Source organism: Pseudomonas sp. F220 (assembly GCF_057813935.1).
On record NZ_JBVASJ010000021.1, the window covers coordinates 40,723 to 59,975 of the forward strand.

The 19,253-nt window shown below is 57.6% G+C and carries 21 protein-coding genes; 15 read left to right on the forward strand and 6 right to left on the reverse strand.

From position 1 onward, the window contains the following. Window positions 1–131: 131 nt before the first annotated feature. Window positions 132–1,310, reverse strand: a complete 1,179-nt coding sequence (locus tag ACZYSM_RS18295) for a vWA domain-containing protein (RefSeq protein WP_489073203.1) — start codon at window positions 1,308–1,310, stop codon at window positions 132–134. 33 nt (window positions 1,311–1,343) lie between these two features. Beyond that, on the reverse strand, window positions 1,344–2,189 hold the full coding sequence (locus tag ACZYSM_RS18300) for an AAA family ATPase (RefSeq protein ID WP_489073293.1): 846 nt from the start codon (window positions 2,187–2,189) through the stop codon (window positions 1,344–1,346). A 201-nt stretch (window positions 2,190–2,390) separates the two neighbouring features. Here ACZYSM_RS18300 and ACZYSM_RS18305 point away from each other — a divergent pair, with 201 nt between their 5' ends. The 5 genes from ACZYSM_RS18305 to ACZYSM_RS18325 all read left to right on the forward strand — a co-directional run bounded on the left by ACZYSM_RS18305 (window position 2,391) and on the right by ACZYSM_RS18325 (window position 6,624). Next, a complete protein-coding gene (locus ACZYSM_RS18305; RefSeq protein ID WP_489073205.1) occupies window positions 2,391–2,621 on the forward strand; it encodes a DUF4160 domain-containing protein in 231 nt (76 codons plus the stop codon). Beyond that, window positions 2,609–3,115 carry a DUF2442 domain-containing protein gene (locus ACZYSM_RS18310; RefSeq protein ID WP_489073207.1) on the forward strand — a complete coding sequence of 169 codons (507 nt, stop codon included), beginning with the start codon at window positions 2,609–2,611 and terminating at the stop codon, window positions 3,113–3,115. The genes ACZYSM_RS18305 and ACZYSM_RS18310 overlap by 13 nt, the downstream gene beginning before the upstream one ends. A gap of 113 nt (window positions 3,116–3,228) precedes the next feature. Further along, window positions 3,229–4,203 (forward strand): cysteine synthase A, encoded by a 975-nt coding sequence (gene cysK / locus ACZYSM_RS18315; protein WP_489073209.1) that lies wholly within the window; start codon window positions 3,229–3,231, stop codon window positions 4,201–4,203. A gap of 267 nt (window positions 4,204–4,470) precedes the next feature. Continuing rightward, window positions 4,471–5,409, forward strand: a complete 939-nt coding sequence (locus ACZYSM_RS18320) for an aspartyl/asparaginyl beta-hydroxylase domain-containing protein (RefSeq protein ID WP_489073211.1) — start codon at window positions 4,471–4,473, stop codon at window positions 5,407–5,409. Between the two features lie 351 nt (window positions 5,410–5,760). Then, window positions 5,761–6,624 carry a DMT family transporter gene (locus ACZYSM_RS18325; RefSeq protein WP_489073213.1) on the forward strand — a complete coding sequence of 288 codons (864 nt, stop codon included), beginning with the start codon at window positions 5,761–5,763 and terminating at the stop codon, window positions 6,622–6,624. Window positions 6,625–6,681: 57 nt separating this feature from the next. On the opposite strand, the gene ACZYSM_RS18330 is transcribed toward ACZYSM_RS18325, so the two are convergent. Together ACZYSM_RS18330 and ACZYSM_RS18335 are read right to left on the reverse strand one after the other, a co-directional pair. Continuing rightward, window positions 6,682–7,473, reverse strand: a complete 792-nt coding sequence (locus ACZYSM_RS18330) for a hypothetical protein (RefSeq protein WP_489073215.1) — start codon at window positions 7,471–7,473, stop codon at window positions 6,682–6,684. 99 nt (window positions 7,474–7,572) lie between these two features. Continuing rightward, window positions 7,573–8,571 (reverse strand): alpha/beta hydrolase, encoded by a 999-nt coding sequence (locus ACZYSM_RS18335; protein WP_489073295.1) that lies wholly within the window; start codon window positions 8,569–8,571, stop codon window positions 7,573–7,575. A gap of 362 nt (window positions 8,572–8,933) precedes the next feature. On the opposite strand from ACZYSM_RS18335, the gene aroC reads away from it, so the two are divergent. The 5 genes from aroC (at window position 8,934) to mtnC (ending at window position 13,155) form a co-directional block, all read left to right on the forward strand. Then, a complete protein-coding gene (gene aroC / locus ACZYSM_RS18340; RefSeq protein ID WP_489073217.1) occupies window positions 8,934–10,025 on the forward strand; it encodes a chorismate synthase in 1,092 nt (363 codons plus the stop codon). 34 nt (window positions 10,026–10,059) lie between these two features. Further along, window positions 10,060–11,205: an MFS transporter gene (locus tag ACZYSM_RS18345; protein WP_489073219.1), complete on the forward strand. Its 1,146-nt coding sequence runs from the start codon at window positions 10,060–10,062 to the stop codon at window positions 11,203–11,205. After that, window positions 11,202–11,822: a methylthioribulose 1-phosphate dehydratase gene (locus tag ACZYSM_RS18350; RefSeq protein ID WP_489073221.1), complete on the forward strand. Its 621-nt coding sequence runs from the start codon at window positions 11,202–11,204 to the stop codon at window positions 11,820–11,822. The genes ACZYSM_RS18345 and ACZYSM_RS18350 overlap by 4 nt, the downstream gene beginning before the upstream one ends. A 99-nt stretch (window positions 11,823–11,921) precedes the next feature. Next, the gene (locus ACZYSM_RS18355) at window positions 11,922–12,467 is read left to right on the forward strand and encodes a 1,2-dihydroxy-3-keto-5-methylthiopentene dioxygenase (RefSeq protein ID WP_489073223.1); all 546 of its coding nucleotides are present in this window, start codon (window positions 11,922–11,924) and stop codon (window positions 12,465–12,467) included. 4 nt (window positions 12,468–12,471) lie between these two features. Beyond that, on the forward strand, window positions 12,472–13,155 hold the full coding sequence (gene mtnC / locus ACZYSM_RS18360; RefSeq protein WP_489073225.1) for an acireductone synthase: 684 nt from the start codon (window positions 12,472–12,474) through the stop codon (window positions 13,153–13,155). Between the two features lie 235 nt (window positions 13,156–13,390). On the opposite strand, the gene ACZYSM_RS18365 is transcribed toward mtnC, so the two are convergent. Next, window positions 13,391–13,669 carry a DUF3509 domain-containing protein gene (locus ACZYSM_RS18365; RefSeq protein ID WP_489073227.1) on the reverse strand — a complete coding sequence of 93 codons (279 nt, stop codon included), beginning with the start codon at window positions 13,667–13,669 and terminating at the stop codon, window positions 13,391–13,393. 408 nt (window positions 13,670–14,077) lie between these two features. Between ACZYSM_RS18365 and ACZYSM_RS18370 the strand changes: the two genes are divergently transcribed. From ACZYSM_RS18370 to ACZYSM_RS18385, 4 genes are all read left to right on the forward strand, one after another. Next, window positions 14,078–15,916: a long-chain-acyl-CoA synthetase gene (locus ACZYSM_RS18370; protein WP_489073229.1), complete on the forward strand. Its 1,839-nt coding sequence runs from the start codon at window positions 14,078–14,080 to the stop codon at window positions 15,914–15,916. Between the two features lie 93 nt (window positions 15,917–16,009). Beyond that, complete coding sequence (locus ACZYSM_RS18375) at window positions 16,010–16,528, forward strand: ankyrin repeat domain-containing protein (protein ID WP_489073231.1); 519 nt, start codon at window positions 16,010–16,012, stop codon at window positions 16,526–16,528. Window positions 16,529–16,756: 228 nt separating this feature from the next. Then, window positions 16,757–17,287, forward strand: a complete 531-nt coding sequence (locus tag ACZYSM_RS18380) for a hypothetical protein (protein ID WP_489073233.1) — start codon at window positions 16,757–16,759, stop codon at window positions 17,285–17,287. Between the two features lie 71 nt (window positions 17,288–17,358). Beyond that, window positions 17,359–17,550 carry a PLDc N-terminal domain-containing protein gene (locus tag ACZYSM_RS18385; RefSeq protein ID WP_489073235.1) on the forward strand — a complete coding sequence of 64 codons (192 nt, stop codon included), beginning with the start codon at window positions 17,359–17,361 and terminating at the stop codon, window positions 17,548–17,550. A gap of 10 nt (window positions 17,551–17,560) precedes the next feature. Here the strand turns inward: ACZYSM_RS18385 and ACZYSM_RS18390 are convergent, their stop codons facing one another. Beyond that, on the reverse strand, window positions 17,561–18,034 hold the full coding sequence (locus tag ACZYSM_RS18390; protein WP_489073237.1) for a methylated-DNA--[protein]-cysteine S-methyltransferase: 474 nt from the start codon (window positions 18,032–18,034) through the stop codon (window positions 17,561–17,563). A gap of 178 nt (window positions 18,035–18,212) precedes the next feature. On the opposite strand from ACZYSM_RS18390, the gene speE reads away from it, so the two are divergent. Continuing rightward, the gene (gene speE, locus ACZYSM_RS18395) at window positions 18,213–19,088 is read left to right on the forward strand and encodes a polyamine aminopropyltransferase (RefSeq protein WP_489073239.1); all 876 of its coding nucleotides are present in this window, start codon (window positions 18,213–18,215) and stop codon (window positions 19,086–19,088) included. Window positions 19,089–19,253: the final 165 nt, after the last annotated feature.

The following is a 19,253-nucleotide window of genomic DNA, read 5'->3' on the forward strand; positions in this document are numbered from 1 at the left end:
ATCGCGAGCAGGCTCGCTCCCACACTGACTTGAAGTCGTACACAAATGCTGTGGCCGCTAGAGATCAAATGTGGGAGCGAGCTTGCTCCGGGCGGCGTTCCGACGATGACGGTGTCACAGACACCGAGAAACTATTTCGACAAAAACCGCATCCCTTCTTCCAATCCACGCAATGTCAGTGGAAACATCTGATCTTCTACCAGGTCTCGCACGATGTTGGTCGAGGCGGTGTAGTTCCACGTGTCTTTCGGATACGGGTTGATCCAGATGAGCTTCTTGTACTTCTCCTTGAAACGCTGCATCCACACGTAGCCGGCTTCTTCGTTCCAGTGCTCGACGCTGCCGCCGGCCTGGGTGATTTCGTAGGGCGCCATGGCGGCATCGCCGATGAAGATCACTTTGTAGTCGGCGCCGTATTTGTGCAACAGGTCCTGGGTCGACGTCCGTTCGGCACCGCGACGCATATTGTTCTTCCACACCGATTCATAAATGAAGTTGTGGAAATAAAAGTACTCCAAGTGCTTGAACTCGGTCTTGCAGGCCGAGAACAGCTCCTCGCAGATCTTCACGTGGGCGTCCATCGAGCCGCCGATGTCGAACAGCAGCAATAGCTTGATGGTGTTACGACGCTCCGGACGCATCTGAATATTCAGCAACCCGGCATCGCGAGCGGTGTGGTCGATGGTGCCGTCGATATCCAGCTCTTCCGCCGCGCCCTGGCGAGCGAACTTACGCAAGCGGCGCAGGGCGATCTTGATGTTGCGGGTACCCAGTTCGACCGAATCGTCGAGGTTCTTGTACTCGCGCTGATCCCAGACCTTGACCGCTTTGCCCTGACGATTGCCGGCATCGCCGACCCGAATGCCTTCCGGATTGAAACCGCCGGAGCCGAACGGGCTGGTGCCGCCCGTGCCGATCCATTTGTTGCCGCCAGCGTGGCGTTCCTTTTGCTCTTCGAGGCGTTTCTTGAACTCTTCGATCAGTTTGTCCAGCCCGCCGAGGGACTGGATCTGTGCGCGCTCTTCATCGCTCAGGGAACGCTCGAACTCCTTGCGCAGCCAGTCTTCGGGGATCAACGCCTGAAGGTGATCGTCGAGCTTTTCCAGGCCATTGAAGTAGGCACCGAACGCTCGGTCGAACTTATCGAAATGCCTTTCATCCTTCACCAGAATCGCTCGGGCGAGGTAATAGAACTCGTCCATGTCGGCGAAAATCACCCGCTGTTTCAGCGCGTTGATCAGGTCGAGCAGTTCGCGCACCGAAACCGGCACCTTGGCCGCGCGCATTTCATTGAACAGGTTGAGCAGCATGGCTATCGCCCTCTATCTTGTTAAACAGAGGGATCAGCGAGTGCCGCGACGGCTCATGAACGCCAGACGCTCAAGTAATTGCACGTCCTGCTCGTTCTTCACCAGCGCACCGGCCAGAGGCGGGATCGCCTTGGTCGGATCGCGTTCGCGTAGCACCGCTTCACCGATGTTGTCGGCCATCAGCAATTTCAGCCAGTCCACCAGTTCGGAAGTCGACGGCTTCTTCTTCAGACCCGGGACCTTGCGCACGTCGAAGAACACGTCCAGCGCTTCGCTGACCAAATCCTTCTTGATGTTCGGGTAATGCACGTCGACGATTTTTTGCAGGGTGATGCGGTCCGGGAAGGCGATGTAATGGAAGAAGCAACGGCGCAGGAAAGCGTCCGGCAGCTCTTTCTCGTTATTGGAGGTAATGATGATGATCGGGCGTTTTTTGGCTTTGATCGTTTCGTCGATCTCGTAAACGTAGAACTCCATCTTGTCGAGTTCTTGCAGCAGGTCGTTGGGGAACTCAATGTCGGCTTTGTCGATTTCGTCGATCAGCAGAACCACCCGCTCCTCGGACTCGAACGCTTCCCAGAGCTTGCCCTTTTTCAGGTAGTTGCGAACGTCATGGACCTTGTCCACGCCCAGCTGCGAGTCACGCAGACGGCTGACCGCGTCGTACTCGTAGAGGCCTTGATGAGCCTTGGTGGTGGACTTGATGTGCCAGGTGATCAACCGCGCGCCGAAGGACTCGGCCATTTGCTCGGCGAGCATGGTCTTGCCGGTGCCGGGCTCGCCTTTGACCAGCAGAGGCCGCTCCAGCGTGATGGCGGCGTTGACCGCAAGCTTCAGGTCATCGGTGGCGACGTATACGCTGGTGCCTTCGAACTTCATCTGCAGATCCTCGAACGGTAACGCCGACCTGAGCAAAGCAGGGCGGGCGAAATAAATGTCATGCCCGACTATAACGCGGCGCCCGGTCGACTGTGAACGCAGACGCTTCATTCAGTCTCTGAATGGGGCGTCACATGTTGACTCAGTCAGAGCTTGTTACCAGTATTGATATATCGCCATTTTGGCGATAGCTTGCCGGGCATGTCTACTAAACATCGATTTCGCGACAAATACCGCATTCAGTTGCGGGAAAGAGACCATTTACCTCCACACGTTCATCTGACTGGTGGCGGGATGGATGTAATGATCAGTCTGGAAACAGTGGAAGTGATGATGGGCAATGCTCCCGCGCTGATCGTGAAGGAGGCGCAGGAATGGGTAAGGGCGCATCGCGAGCAACTTTTGGAGGAGTGGAAACTATGGCATCCATGAAACGGCCACGCTTGGCGGCCGTGCAGGCATTGCCTGATAGCAGACTGGCGCTGACCTTTATTGATGGTCAGGAGTTGACGTTGGATTTGAGCAGCGATCTGGGAAAGTTCCCCGGGCTACTGCCATTGCAGGACGGACCAGCATTTGCCAGCGCAGAGTTGGGTGATGACGGCTGGAGCGTGGAGTGGCCTGAGCTGGACATCCAGATCGGCGCCGACACGTTGTACCTGGATGCTCTGGCGCAAAACGCAGCAGATGAAAACACCCGGATCTTCATCGGTTGGCGAGCCCGTACCGGGTTGCCACTGACATTGGCGGCCGAGGCTCTGGGGGTGAGTACGCGCAGCATCAGCCGCTACAGTAACGGCCGCGAATCGGTGCCGCGGTCGCTGGCGCTGGCCTGTCTGGGTTGGGACTCGCTGCAGGATCAGGCCTCGGCCACCCAGCAAGCGGCCGAAGAAACCGGTCGTTATCAGGTGACACGCAAAGATTAGTCAGCGGACGGCTTTGGCTGTTCGTAGCGGGTGCTGACGTTCGGCCGACTGGACGCCCATGAGCACGAGGCATACCCTTGAAGGCTTCGTTAATGCTGCATAAGGACCCAGCCATGAGCCGCATTTTTGCTGATAACGCCCATTCCATTGGTAATACGCCGCTGGTACAGATCAATCGCATCGCCCCCCGTGGCGTGACTATTCTGGCCAAGATCGAAGGGCGTAACCCCGGGTATTCGGTCAAGTGCCGTATTGGCGCGAGCATGATCTGGGACGCCGAAAGCACCGGCAAACTCAAGCCTGGCATGACCATCATCGAGCCGACCTCGGGTAATACCGGCATCGGCCTGGCGTTCGTCGCGGCGGCCCGAGGTTATAAATTGGTACTGACCATGCCGGCATCCATGAGCATCGAGCGGCGTAAAGTCCTCAAGGCGCTGGGCGCTGAATTGGTGCTGACTGAAGCTGCCAAAGGTATGAAAGGTGCGATCGAGAAAGCGACGGAAATCGCCGCCAGCGATCCGGCCCAGTACTTCATGCCGCAGCAGTTCGATAACCCGGCCAACCCGGCTATCCATGAAAAAACCACCGGCCCGGAAATCTGGAATGACACCGACGGTGCGGTGGACGTGCTGGTGGCGGGTGTTGGTACTGGTGGGACCATTACCGGGGTGTCGCGCTACATCAAAAACACTAAGGGCAAGCCGATTCTGTCGGTGGCGGTGGAGCCTGTTAGCTCACCGGTTATTACTCAGAAACTCGCAGGGGAAGAGATCAAACCTAGCCCGCACAAGATCCAGGGCATCGGCGCCGGGTTTGTGCCGAACAACCTCGACCTGTCGATGGTCGACCGGGTCGAATTGGTCAGCGATGAAGAATCCAAGGCCATGGCGCTACGGTTGATGCAGGAAGAGGGGATTTTGAGCGGAATTTCCTGCGGCGCAGCCATGGCCGTCGCCGTGCGGCTGGCCGAAACTCCGGAAATGCAGGGCAAGACTATTGTGGTGATCCTGCCGGACTCGGGTGAGCGTTACCTGTCGAGCATGTTGTTCAGTGATTTGTTTACTGAGCAGGAGAATCAGGCGTAGGCGCTGCCGCAGGTTCGGGCCGCGTTCGGACGATCTTTTGATGATCATTCCCACGCTCTGCGTGGGGATGATCTGCGCACTGTTGTGCTGACCCACATCAGCCCCCGTTCAGCTTCCTTATGTTAATAAGTGCTTTATTGCGTATCCCTTAACACTGAATGTTGAGTTAAGTGGGTTTTTCCCGAGGCCAGTAGTGTTTATCATGGCCGGCTGCCATGTCGGGTAAATGACGCAGTGCAGAGTTGCCTATTTTCAAGGAGTTGTTGCATGACCTTTTCCTTTGCCGCCAAGGCGTCGGTGTTGCTGCTGTTCCTGGGCAGTACGCTCTATGTGCATTTGCGCGGCAAGGCGCGTTTGCCGGTGTTGCGTCAGTTCGTCAACCATTCGGCATTGTTCGCGCCCTACAACGCCTTGATGTACCTGTTCTCTGGCGTACCGTCCAAACCGTACCTGGATCGCAGCAAGTTCCCTGAACTGGACGTGCTCAAGGACAATTGGGAAGTCATCCGCGACGAAGCCATGCACCTGTTCGACGAGGGCTACATCCGCGCCGCCGAGAAGAACAACGACGCCGGTTTTGGGTCGTTCTTCAAGAAGGGCTGGAAGCGTTTTTACCTCAAGTGGTACGACAAGCCGCTGCCGTCGGCCAATGTGCTCTGCCCGAAAACCGTGGCATTGTTGAGCAGTATTCCCAATGTAAAAGGCGCGATGTTTGCCTTGCTGCCGGGCGGTAGCCACCTCAACCCGCACCGCGATCCGTTTGCCGGTTCGTTGCGTTATCACTTGGGGCTGTCGACACCGAACTCCGACGATTGCCGGATTTTCGTTGACGGTCAGGTCTACGCCTGGCGCGATGGTGAAGACGTGATGTTCGACGAAACCTATGTGCACTGGGTCAAGAACGAAACCGACAAGACCCGGGTCATCCTGTTCTGTGACATCGAGCGCCCGCTAAGCAGCCGCCTCATGACCCGCATCAATCGCTGGGTCAGTGGCGTGCTGGGCCGCGCCACGGCACCACAGAACCTCGACGACGAACGCGTCGGCGGGATCAACCAGGCCTACGCCTGGACCAAGAACTCCAGCGACCGCTTCAGTGGCGTGGTCAAACAATGGAAACGCCGCAATCCCAAGCTGTATCGCGTCCTGCGACCTGTGCTGGCGGTGGTGGTGCTGACGTTGCTGGGTTACTGGTTGTTTGGCTAAGTCGTTGCAATAGGCATCGAGCGCTGGTTATAGTCGGCGCTCGGTGCATTTCAACATCCACCTTGATTTCCCTCAAAAAAGATCAGCACATGCCGGTTTCCCTCATCAACGCGGTAGTCGATTCAGCGGTCAACGCTGGCGTCGTGCCGTGCGGGAATCAACAGCCTGCGCAGATCAGTCATTACCCTCCACCTGTCAGTAGCTCGCCGGTGTGCGCAGTCGTATCACCGCCAGGCGTTGGCTTTTCGGGCTGATCAGCTTCGTTTGCTGTTCCCTGTGCCCGCCTGAAAAAACCTACTGAATTTCAGCGTTTGCTGAGTTGGCTTTTTTGCCTGATTACAGGTGGTATCCATGTTTGTCATTTCGAAAAAATCCGTGGTCGCGGCGGCCTCGACGAGCCTGTTCGTCCTGCTGTGGAGTAGCGGGGCGATCTTCTCTAAATGGGGGTTGGCTCACGCGTCACCCTTTGCCTTCCTGCTGATCCGCTTCGCCATTGCGCTGTTCGGGCTGGTGCTGTTGATGCCGTTGCTCAAGCTGAAACTGCCCCGTGGCGGTAAACCGATGCTCTATGCGGCGGCCACTGGTGTGGTATTGCTGGGGGCGTATCAGATTTTCTATCTGCTGGCCCTCGACTTGAAGGTCACTCCCGGAGTGATGGCCACCATCATGGGCGTTCAACCTATTCTCACCGTGGTGCTGATGGAGCGTCAGCGTTCCTGGAGCCGGATCTTCGGTCTGGCGCTTGGGTTGGCGGGTTTGGTCATGGTGGTTTATCAAGGCATTGGCTTGGCGGGAATGTCCCTGGCCGGGATGCTCTTCGGTTTGCTGGCACTGGCGAGCATGACTTTTGGCGCGATCATGCAGAAACGCATCACCGAAAACCCGTTGGGCACGCTGCCGGTGCAGTATCTGGCCGGACTGCTGCTGTGTGGGGTGTTTGTGCCGTTCCAGCCGTTTCATTTTGAAACCGGCACGGGTTTCATCGTGCCTGTGCTGTGGATGGGGCTGGTGGTCTCGGTGCTGGCGACGCTGTTGCTGTATCGCTTGATCGCCAGGGGCAATCTGGTGAATGTCACCAGCCTGTTCTATCTGGTGCCAGCGGTGACGGCGGTGATGGACTATCTGTTCTTCGGCAACAAACTCGCGACGTTGAGCATGCTTGGCATGCTGTTGATCATTGTCGGGCTGGTGTTTGTGTTCCGTAAAACGCGCTGATTCGAGACGGCTGTGGGAGCCTTCGACGTTGTCGAAGGTGCCTGCCGATCAATCGGATTAACGATGGGTCGCGATCCAGATCAATAATCCGGCCTGGAACACCGAGAACGCCACCAGGCAGGTGATGGTGAAGCGCAATCCGGTATCTTCGCGCTTGAACTTGGAGACCTTCTCTTCCTGTTGGCGCAGTTTGACTTCCTGTTCCGCCAGGTTTTGCTCGGCTTGCTGGAGCATCTGCGCGGCTTCGAGGATTTCCACGAACTGCAGCTTTTCAGTGTTCCAGTCCGCCCGCAATTCACTGACTTGCAGGTCTTTCACACTGCCCTTCAAGTGCTGGGCATCGGCGTAAACCACATCGAAACCATGGACGCGCAGAAAGTGATCGCGGCGCAGGCGCGTGTCCTCGTTGAGGGCGTCCTTGTTCGCCAGATCGAAGCCGTCGACGCGGTAGTGCGACCATCTCCTCTGCGCCCAGGTGACGCCCTGGGCCATCAGGAAACGGCCGATCCCACGGTTCCAAGGTTCGATCTGCAAGCCGCTTTCCGGGCCGAAATGCACCCGATGAGTGGCGTGATCGACCCACACGTCCAGACGGTTTTGTTCTTTACGTACCCGCTGGTTCGGCAACTGGATACTCATCCGCAGCAGGCTGCGCTCCGTGTCGTTGCGCTCGGCATAGCCGAACTCGACAAAGCGCAAGGGCCGCCCACCGGTGGCGCGATCGGTTTGCAGCGGCGCCAGACGGAGCATCTTGTGGTGCTCGGCGTGGACGTCCGCCCATGGCAGCTCGACCGCGTCGGGGGCGGTTTGATCAGCTGCGGCTTCGGGTGAATCCTGGGTGTCAGTCATAACGGCGAGATCCTGTCCAAGCTCTGCTTGCCGACAGCAAGTGAACTGTCGGCAAAGGCTTATCGGCCGTTTTTTTCAGGACTGGAGGGCAAAAGCAGCTTAACTGGCGCTAAGTCCTTCAATAAAACTCAAGATGTGCGCGCCCAACTCGGCGGCCAGCGGCAGTTGCGGGTCTTTGTAAGAGGCCAGTTGACGCTTGATATCGTTGGGCACGATGCGCATGACGTGGTTCATGCCCCCGATCAGCGCCAGTTCGGCATCCGGTTTAGCCGCCTTGAGCATTTGCGCATCACCGACGCCGACCTGAATGTCATTGCTGCCCTGGATGATCAACGCCGGCATTTTCAGTTTGGCGAAGGCTGCTGCCGGGTCTTGGCGAAACAGCGTGATCAGATACGGTTGCACGCTGGGGCGGAAGATCACTTCCAGTTGCGGCGGCACGTTGTCATCGACGTGGCCGGCCTTGAGGCTGTCGAGCAACTGATTGCTGCGCGGCACCAGCGGTGGTGGCAGGCGATAGCTCAGTTGCTGACGCAACACCTGGTCGATCGGGCGGGCGCTGCCGGAGATGGAAATCACCGCCGCGGCATCCACTGAGGGAGCGGCCAGGCTTGCGATTAGCGCGCCTTCGCTGTGTCCCAAGAGAATCAACTTGCCCAGGCGTGGATCGGTCTTGAGCTTCTGGCCCCAGGCCACGGCGTCGGCCACATAAGCATCGAGGGTCAGATTGCGTTCGTCGGGGGTGGCCGCGAGGCTGGCGGCGACGCCGCGTTTGTCGTAACGCACGCTGGCGATGTTGTGTTTGGCCAGCACCCAGGCCAGGCGTTTGAGGCTGTCGTTGCGCCCGCCGTCGGTGTTGTTGCCGTCGCGATCGGTGGGGCCGGAGCCTGAGATGATCAACACCACAGGCACGGGTGTGTCGGATTTGGGCAGTAACAACGAGCCATACAACTCGCCGCTGCCGGTGTCCAGGCTGATCGGGCGTTGCAGGACGGAGGCCTGGACCAGGCCGGTAAACAGGGTAAGGCTCAAGGCAAGAACTCGCAGCATCATCGCGCCATCATGAACTAGGTGCCGGTTGGACTCGCAGGCACCGATAAGGTTCGAGGATGAACTACTTTGGCAGCCTGCGTATACTGACGCGCTTAGTTATTCAGGCTAGGGTCTGTTGACGTTTGGTGACGACCGCGACGGCGGCCCACTTGGCGCAGGGCAAGGCGCGAGGAACGTGGTTTGGTTGTTCCAAATAAGTTCCGAGCAACGCAGCCCTGCGCCAAGTGGGTCCCGTCCCTTCGGGTTGCGCGCCAACTTGCGCGAGGCTGCGTTGCGGGATTTGCCAAGGGAACAACCATTGGCGGCATCCCGCGCCTTGCCTCGCACAAGTTGGCACAGCAACGCGGTTCGTCACCAAACGTCAACAAACCCTACGTTTTTTAAGCTGATTTCGCGGAGCGCCCTGCATGTCCGGCAATACCTACGGCAAGCTGTTCACTGTCACCACCGCTGGCGAAAGCCATGGTCCGGCGTTGGTCGCCATTGTCGACGGCTGCCCGCCGGGCCTTGAGCTGTCGCTGGACGACCTGCAGCGCGATCTGGACCGGCGCAAGCCCGGCACCAGCCGCCACACTACCCAGCGCCAGGAAGCCGACGAAGTCGAAATCCTCTCCGGGGTTTTTGAAGGCCGCACGACCGGTTGCCCGATCGGTCTGTTGATCCGCAACACCGACCAGAAGTCCAAGGACTACTCGGCGATCAAGGATCTGTTCCGTCCGGCTCATGCCGATTACACCTATCACCACAAATACGGCGAACGTGATTATCGCGGCGGTGGTCGCAGTTCGGCACGGGAAACCGCCATGCGCGTGGCAGCCGGCGCGATTGCGAAGAAGTTCCTGGCAAGCCAGGGCATCGTTATCCGTGGCTATATGAGCCAGCTCGGACCGATCGAAATCCCGTTCAAGACGTGGGACTCGGTGGAAGAGAACGCATTCTTCTGCCCCGATCCGGACAAAGTGCCGGAACTTGAAGCCTACATGGACCAGCTGCGCCGTGATCAGGACTCGGTCGGCGCGAAGATAACCGTGGTCGCCGAGGGTGTGAAACCGGGTCTGGGTGAACCGATTTTCGACCGCCTCGACGCCGAACTGGCCCATGCACTGATGAGTATCAACGCGGTCAAAGGCGTGGAAATCGGCGCTGGTTTTGCCAGTGTCGCCCAGCGTGGCACCGAGCACCGTGACGAGATGACTCCGCAAGGTTTCCTCAGCAACAACGCTGGCGGCATTCTCGGCGGCATCTCTTCGGGTCAGCCGATCGTTGCGCATCTGGCCCTCAAGCCGACCTCGAGCATCACCACGCCGGGCCGCTCCATTGATGTGCACGGCAACCCGGTGGAGGTCATCACCAAGGGCCGCCACGACCCGTGCGTCGGCATCCGCGCCACGCCGATCGCCGAAGCGATGATGGCTATCGTGCTGATGGACCACTTGCTGCGCAATCGCGGGCAGAACGCGGACGTGCGCGTGAGCACACCGGTGCTGGGCCAGCTGTAATGGCAAACCTTAAAGCCGCCACGGTCTGACGGCCGTGGCGGCGCTGCCGTACTGGCGGTTATCCAGTTTCTATCTGTTCTATTTCGCCTTGCTCGGTTCGACGGCGCCGTTTCTGGCGTTGTATTTCGATCACCTGGGCTTTTCCAGCGCGCGCATCGGCGAGCTGGTGGCGATCCCAATGCTGATGCGTTGTGTGGCGCCGAATATCTGGGGCTGGCTCGGTGATTACACCGGGCGCCGACTGGCGATCGTGCGCTTCGGCGCGGTCTGCACGTTGCTGACCTTTTCACTGATCTTCGTCAGCAAGAGCTACGCCTGGCTGGCGATGGTCATGGCCCTGCATGCGTTTTTCTGGCACGCGGTGTTGCCGCAATTTGAAGTCATCACCCTGGCGCACTTGAAGGGCCAGACCTCGCGTTACAGCCAGATCCGCCTATGGGGCTCAATCGGCTTTATCATCACTGTGGTGGTGCTTGGGCGTTTGTTCGAGTGGCTGAGCCTGGACATTTACCCGGTGACGATAGTGGTGATCATGGCCGGGATCATCGTCAGCAGTGCCTGGGTGCCGAATGCCCAGCCAGTCCAGGGCAGTCGTCTGGCGGGCGAGGGCTTTCTCAAGCAATTGCGCAGCCCCGGCGTATTGGCGTTTTATGCCTGCGTGGCGCTGATGCAGATGAGTCACGGGCCGTATTACACCTTCCTGACCCTGCACCTCGAGCGACTGGGTTATACCCGTGGCGTGATCGGCATGCTTTGGGCGTTGGGCGTAGTCGCCGAAGTACTGATGTTTTTGGCCATGAGCAAGATTCTGGCGCGGTACTCCGTGCGCCGCGTGCTGATGGCGAGTTTCCTGTTGGCCGCATTGCGCTGGTTGTTGCTGGGCTCCTTTGCTGAGTTTCTATGGGTGCTGCTGTTTGCTCAAGTGCTGCACGCGGCCACCTTCGGCAGCTTTCATGCGGCTGCCATCCATTTCGTGCAACGTAGCTTCGGTGCTCGTCAGCAAGGTCAGGGTCAGGCGCTCTATGCTGCGCTGGCCGGTACCGGCGGCGCGCTGGGCGCGTTGTATTCCGGTTACAGCTGGAATGCCCTAGGGGCGACGTTGACCTTTAGTATTGCCAGCCTCGCGGCGCTGGCTGCAGCCGTTATCATTGCCACTCGAATGCAAGAGGACAGGCCATGAGCCTTACCCGTGAACAGCTAGCCCTGGAAATCATCGACGCCGGGCGTTTTCTCTATGGTCGTGGCTGGTCGCCGGCCACCAGCAGCAATTACTCGACCCGCCTGTCGCCCAGCGAAGCCTTGCTGACCGTCTCCGGCAAGCACAAAGGTCAGTTGGGGCTGGATGATGTATTGGCCACCGATCTGTCTGGTAACAGCCTGGAACCGGGCAAGAAACCATCGGCCGAAACCCTGTTGCACACCCAGCTTTATAGCTGGCGCCCGGAGATCGGCGCGGTGTTGCACACGCACTCGGTGAACGCCACCGTGCTGTCGCGCCTGACGGCTGAAGGCTTTATCGAGTTCGAAGACTACGAATTGCAAAAGGCCTTCAGTGGCATCTCCACTCATGAGTCCATCGTGCGGGTGCCGATCTTTGATAACGATCAGGATATTGCTCGCCTGGCCGCCAAGGTGCAGCCTTGGCTTGAGGCGCATCCCGATTGCGTGGGTTACCTGATCCGCGGCCACGGTCTGTACACCTGGGGCGCGCGAATGAGTGATGCACTGCGGCAGATCGAAGCCTTTGAGTTTTTGTTCGAGTGCGAGTTGAAGACCCGCTCCGTGCTTAACCGTTAACGCTTACTTCTTCTGAAATAGCCCACTGTCTGATGAATCGCACCACCTGACCGGCCTGTAAAAGCCTGCGGGTGATGCTGATACCGAGGAGTTGCCAGCATGAGCAGCCTGTCCGTTTACCACGAATCCAGCCCGGAACTGCCGAACAAGGTTCTGACCCATTTCGACGACATTGCCTCGACCCTGGCCGAAAAAGGCGTGCGTTTCGACCGCTGGCAAGCAGCCACAAAGATTCAGCCCGGGGCCACTCAGGAAGAAGTGATCGCCGCCTATCAGGTGCAGATCGACCAGTTGATGACCGAGCGCGGTTACATCACGGTCGATGTCGTCAGCCTCAACAGCGATCACCCGCAAAAAGCCGAACTGCGTGCCAAGTTCCTTGATGAGCACCAGCATGGCGAAGACGAAGTACGGTTTTTCGTCGCCGGGCGTGGCCTGTTTACCCTGCATATCGATGATTACGTGTACGCCGTGCTCTGTGAGAAAAACGACCTGATCTCGGTTCCCGCCGGTACGCGGCACTGGTTCGACATGGGCGAGAACCCGCACTTTGTGGCGATCCGCCTGTTCAACAATCCTGAGGGTTGGGTGGCCAAATTCACCGGCGAAGACATTGCCAGTCGTTTTCCTGGCCTGGAGGACTGAGCGGATGTCGATCAAAGCCATTCTCACCGACATTGAAGGCACCACCAGCGCGGTAAGTTTCGTGTTTGAGGTGCTGTTTCCCTATGCCGCCAAGCACCTTCCGGAGTTTGTCCGGCAGAATGCCGAACAACCCAACGTAGCTGAGCAACTACAGGCTGTTCGTCAGGACAGTGGTGAGCTGACAGCAGATGTTGAACGGGTGATCGCGATCCTCTTGAACTGGATCGCCGAAGACCGTAAGGCGACGCCGCTCAAAGCCTTGCAAGGGATGGTCTGGCAGCAGGGGTATCAGGCCGGGCAGCTCAAGGGACACGTTTATCCTGATGCCGTAGAAGCGCTTAAACGCTGGCATGGGGAAGGTTATCAACTCTTTGTTTATTCCTCTGGGTCTATCCAGGCTCAACGGCTGATTTTCGGTTGTTCCGACGCCGGTGATTTGTCGCCGTTGTTCAGTGGTTACTTCGACACCACGTCGGGGCCCAAGCGCGAAGCGCAGTCCTATCAGCGAATCACCCAGGCGATAGGCTGTCTGCCTGAGCAGATTCTTTTCTTGTCCGATATCGTCCAGGAGCTGGATGCGGCGCAAGAAGCGGGGATGGCGACTTGCGGGTTGGTGCGCGACGGCGGTGAACTGGCCGGGCATCTGAATGTGAACAGTTTTGCGCAAATAGATCCGTCACAGTTCTAAGTTCAAGGGACTACGTTACAGCGGCTGACGACTTACACGCGGCGTAAGTCGTCAGTCGACTTTTAAAAACTGGCCAGGTTGTGTTCTGTAGATTGCGTAGAAATACGCGTGTTGATTTGTAGGTCATGGCTGTTTGTGAGGTCGTTTATCGGGGGTTATTGAGCGGCCCCCTAAACGACATCAGGCCGTGAAGCCTGAAGCCTTCACGGCCTGATCAGTTCAAGCAGGTGATGATTCAGACCGAATGATAGGTCGGCAGCGCAAAGCGGTGTTGGCTTTGCAGCATCGAAATCTGTGGCAGTTCGCTGGCCTGCTTTGCCAGGTCGCGGCGAATCGCGCTAATCACCCAGGAAAGTTGGTCACCGGCGTGCAGTTGCGCATAGGAGATCGATCGTTTGAACTGTTGACCGTCGCTGCTGCACAGCGTGAGCAAAATACCGCCGTCAGGCCGGGCCTGGGTGGTGACTTCGAAGTTGGAGAACAAAGAAGAGAATTTTTCCTGGATCAGGCTCATGTCTATCAGCTCCGTTAGCTCTTGAATGGCAAGCGTGAAGTGATAGTTGCAGTGATTGTGCCAGTATCTGGTTTTACTGAATATCTATTAAAATCAATAACTTATTATTTTTTTGAAATCTCGATTTCGTGCAATTTGCATGAATGGCCATCGTGCATCCTGCATTTTGCGTGGTTTTCATGGAGGGCAGTGGTCCTGCCAATAGATACAAAACTTTTCAAATTCTCCATGTACAGCCCAAGAATGACTGACGTATTTTCCAGCCTGTCATAACGGACTTGTTAAGCAATTTAGTTGAATGCCAACAGGGTTTTTTTGGTGTTTAACGGTATACGGAACTCCATAGGTTTTGCGTCACCGCCGGATGGGTTTGTGTTCGCCCGATAATAAAAAAATAGGACCTCACCTATGAGCAGCAACTCAAACGACATGATTACCTGGGGCATGATGATCCGTAAGTTGCCGTCCATTGCCAAAGCCATCCCACGGGTGGTCAAGGGGCTCAAGATCGCCAACGCCAACAAACCGGATCAGCCTTGTGGCTTGGGTTGGACCTTCGAGCAAGCAACACTGCGAAATCCTCAAGGCCCGGCGCTGCTCTATGGCGATGTCTCGTTCAGTTATGCACAGGTCAACCAGTGGGCCAACCGTATTGCCCATCACCTGATTGCCCAAGGTATCGGCAAGGGCGATGTGGTCGGTATTTTCATCGAGAACCGTCCCGAGTTGCTGGTGACGGTGTTGGCAGTGGCCAAGGTTGGCGGTATCTGCGCCATGCTCAATACCTCGCAAACCCAGCATGTGCTGGTCCACAGCCTGAACCTGGTGAAGCCGCTGGCGATCGTGGTTGGGGCGGAGTTGGCCGGCACTTTTTCGGCAGTCCGTGAGCAAGTCGCGATCGATGAGGCCAGGACCTGGTGTGTTGCTGATCGGGATACCTCTCGCGACCCCGGTGAGGTACCCGCAGGCTTTATCAACCTGATGACCGCCAGTGCCGATTGCTCGACAGACAACCCTGCGAGCAGCCAGCAGATCTATTTCGATGACCCTTGCTTCTATATCTACACCTCAGGCACCACCGGGCTGCCCAAGGCCGGGGTTTTCAAGCATGGACGCTGGATGAAGACCTCCGTCAGTTTCGGCATGATCGCCCTGGATATGAGCCCGAAGGATATCGTCTACTGCACCTTGCCGCTGTACCACGCTACCGGGCTTTGCGTGTGTTGGGGCTCAGCGATCTGCGGGGCGTCAGGGTTTGCCATTCGGCGCAAATTCAGCGCCAGTCAGTTCTGGAATGACGCACGTAAATTCAACGCCACCACCATCGGTTATGTCGGCGAATTGTGCCGCTACCTGATTGACCAGCCACCCAGCGCCGACGACAGCCGCAACGGCGTGGTGAAAATGATCGGCAACGGTTTGCGCCCAGGCGTGTGGGGGGAGTTCAAGAAGCGCTTTGCGGTCAATCACGTCTGCGAGCTGTACGCCGCCAGTGACGGCAATATCGGTTTCACCAACATTCTCAACTTCGACAACACCATCGGTTTTTCCCTGATGTCCTGGGCGCTGGTGGAATATGCCCATGACAGCTGTGCGCCGATTCGAAACGAGGCCGGCTTCATGCAAAAAGTCGCCAAGGGCAGGCAGGGGCTGCTGCTGGCGAAGATTGATGACAAGGCACCGCTCGATGGTTATACCGATCCAGAGAAGACCCAAAAGGTCGTTCTCCATGATGTGTTCAAGAAGGGCGATAGCTACTTCAATACCGGTGATCTGCTAAGAAATATCGGCTTCGGTCATGCGCAGTTCGTTGACCGTCTGGGCGATACCTACCGCTGGAAAGGCGAGAATGTATCGACTACTGAAGTTGAGAACATTCTCCTGCAGCATCCGCATATCGCCGAGGCGGTCGCCTACGGTGTCGAGATTAGCAACACCAACGGACGTGCCGGGATGGTCGCTATTACCCCTGCTGAATCCCTGGCCACTCTGGATTTCAGCGAATTGCTGCAATTCGCCAAACAGCAAATGCCGGCCTACGCGGTGCCGTTGTTTCTGCGGGTGAAAGTGAAAATGGAGACCACTGGCACCTTCAAGTATCAGAAGGTCCGACTCAAGGAGGAGGCCTTCGACCCTGGCAAAACCGGTGACGATCCGATCTACGCCTGGTTGCCGGGATCGGACACTTACGTACAGGTGACCGAGCAGGTGCTGGCGGATATCCACGGTGGCAAGTTCCGTTATTGATTCTGGCTATGACAGGTCTTGAGAAAAAAGGGGTGACAGGCTCGGAGCCTCTCGGGAAACTAGCGGCCTTGCGATCAGAATGTGGAGTCCCGAATGTCAGACAAAAGCCGCCAAATGACCGAAGAAGAAGCTGCGGAGTTTGCCGAGCAAGTGTTCAACAAGGCGCGTGAAGGCGACGCGGCCATGCTCGCTGCATTGCTGAGCAAAGGCCTGCCGGTCAATCTGCGTAATCACAAGGGCGATACCTTGTTGATGCTCGCCAGCTATCACGGGCATGCCGATGCCGTGAAGGTATTGCTTGAGCACAAAGCTGACCCGGAGATTCGCAACGACAACGGCCAAAGCCCGATTGCGGGCGCCGCGTTCAAAGGTGATCTGCCGGTGGTCAAAGTGTTGGTCGAAGGCGGCGCCGAGGTTGAAGGCTCGTCCTTTGACGGTCGTACCGCGTTGATGATGGCGGCGATGTTCAACCGCACTGAAATCGTCGACTACCTGATCAGCAAAGGCGCCGATCCAAAGGCCAAGGACGCCAATGGCGTGTCTGCGCTGGACGCCGCAAAAACCATGGGTGCAGCAGACACCACGGCGCAATTGCAGAAGTTGTTGGGCTGAGAGTTTCCACGCTGTCCGTAGCAGCTGGCGAAGCCTGCGTCCGGCTCGGTCCGCGTTCGGGCGCAGCGGTCGTAAATCCGGCGTCCTCGGTTAACCTGCAAAACCGCAGTGCCTGATTTTACGACCGCTGCGCGGCCGGACGCAGCCTGGCGGCAGCTGCTACACAGGTTTGCCCCTGAATGCGCTATCCTTCGCCCCCTTAAATTTCCCTCGCTACAGGATCCACCCATGAAAACCACTCTCGTCGAACTCATCAGCAAAATCAGCTCCGGGTGCATGGACGACGATGAAGTGGCGCGTATCGCCGACGAAGCCGCGCAGGCCTACGCCGACGCGGACGCTTTCCTGGCGGCCAATCCGGACATCAACTACGACGACACCTTTCCGATCCCGCTGGGTGAGTGGATCGTAGTCGGCAGCCTGCCGGAAACCGTGTTGTTCCAGGCCGATACCTACATGGACCTGTTCGCCCAGATCGTCGATTCCTTCGGGCCGGGCGTGACGTTCAATATCAAACCCAAACAGCTCGCCAAAGTCGAGGCATTGACTGCGCTCAACCGCATCCAGATCCAGCTGAGCAGCATGAACCCTGAAAACGGCGGTTATGTGCTGATGAACTTCAGCCAATTGCTCGATGACGAGATTCAGACGGTGCTGGTGTATGGCAACGACGTGCCACGGGTGCTGGAGCTGTGTGCCGAAGTCGGTATCAACGCCGCGCCATCCCTGGAAGCACTGCGGGTGGCGATTCACGTCTAAGCGTAATAAAACGGAACCCATATCAAGTCCGACTATCCTAAGGGTGCGAACTATCACTTAGGAGCTACATCATGGGTTCCACCTTTAATGGGCTGGTCGGGCTGATTGTCCTTGCGCTGGATATCTGGGCGATCATCAACGTCCTTAAAAGCGGCGCCGAAACCGGGATGAAGATCATCTGGGTGTTGCTGATTATCTTGCTGCCAGTACTGGGCCTGATCATCTGGGCCATCGCCGGGCCGCGGGGAAATATGCGGCTATAACGGTTGCGCATCAAATCAACCACGATCCCTCGAGCTGCAGCAGCATCTGCTTGCGTTCCAGTCCGCCACCATAGCCGACGAGGGTACCGTTGCTGCCGATCACTCGATGACAGGGAATGATGATCGATATCGGGTTGGCGCCATTGGCGGTACCGACTGCACGTACGGCTTTCGGATTGCCGATATGCATGGCCAGTTCGCCGTAGCTCCAGGTATGTCCAAAAGGGATTTGCAGCAGAGCTCGCCACACTGTTTTCTGGAATTGCGTGCCCAGGGGCGCCAGACGTACATCGAAACACTCACGCTTACCCTCGAAATACTCATCCAGTTGCCGACAGACGGTATCGAGCTCATTGCCGGCGCAGAACCATTGCTCCGGTGGCGTCCAGTGTTGTTGGATGTCCATGTACAGCTGGCGCAGCCCCTGTTCATCGCCAGCCAGCAGCAACGGCCCGATGGGGCTGGGGTGATAGCGGTAAAACATCTGGTGGGCTCCAGGAGAGGGTCACGCACAAAGATAGAGCCAGAAGGTTCGACCTGTCATGTTCGGCGACGTAGAATGCGCGCCTTTCCTTGGTCAATCGCCGACACCCGTGCCGACGATTGACCATCATGGGCGGGTAACCGTCCGTTGCCACCAGCATTCACCGGGGGACTTACCCATGAGCACTACCAAGAACAGCGAGTACCTGGAAACCCTCTACGAAGGCTACGGCCAGCGTTTTCGCATGGAAAAACTGCTGCATGAAGTGCGCACCGAACACCAGCATCTGGTGATCTTCGAGAACCCGCGCATGGGTCGAGTGATGGCGCTGGACGGGGTGATTCAGACCACCGAAGCCGACGAGTTCATCTACCACGAGATGCTCACCCACGTACCGATCCTGGCCCACGGCACCGCCAAGCGCGTGCTGATCATCGGTGGTGGTGACGGTGGCATGCTGCGTGAAGTGGCCAAACACCGCAGCATCGAACACATCACCATGGTCGAGATCGACGGCACCGTGGTCGAGATGTGCAAAGAATTCCTGCCGAACCACTCCAAGGGTGCGTTCGATGATCCGCGGCTGAACCTGGTGATCGACGACGGTATGCGTTTCGTCGCGACCACCGAAGAGAAGTTCGACGTGATCATTTCCGACTCCACCGACCCGATCGGCCCGGGCGAAGTACTGTTCTCGGAAAACTTCTATCAGGCGTGCCGCCGTTGCTTGAACGAGGGTGGCATTCTGGTAACCCAGAATGGCACGCCGTTCATGCAACTGAGCGAAGTGCAAACCACAGCAGGCCGCATGCGTAGCCTGTTCCCGGACTGGCACTTTTATCAGGCGGCGGTGCCGACCTACATCGGTGGTGCGATGACCTTCGCTTGGGGCGCGACTAACACTGCTTACCGCAAATTGTCCCGCGAGACCTTGCGTCAGCGCTTTGCTGGCAGCGGCATTATCACTCGCTACTACAACCCTGAGATTCATATCGGCGCGTTCGCGTTGCCGCAATATGTATTGCAGGCGGTTAACAAACCGAGCAATGACTAAGCATTAGTGTTGATAAAAGGGCCGCAAGGCTAATGCCAGTCAGTTAAGGAAATGAGGTCTCTGCAGGAGCGAGCTTGCTCGCGATGGACTCAAGGGCGACGCGTTTATTCAGAAAATACGCGTTATCGTTAACGTCCATCGCGAGCAATCGAGCGTCGACCGGCT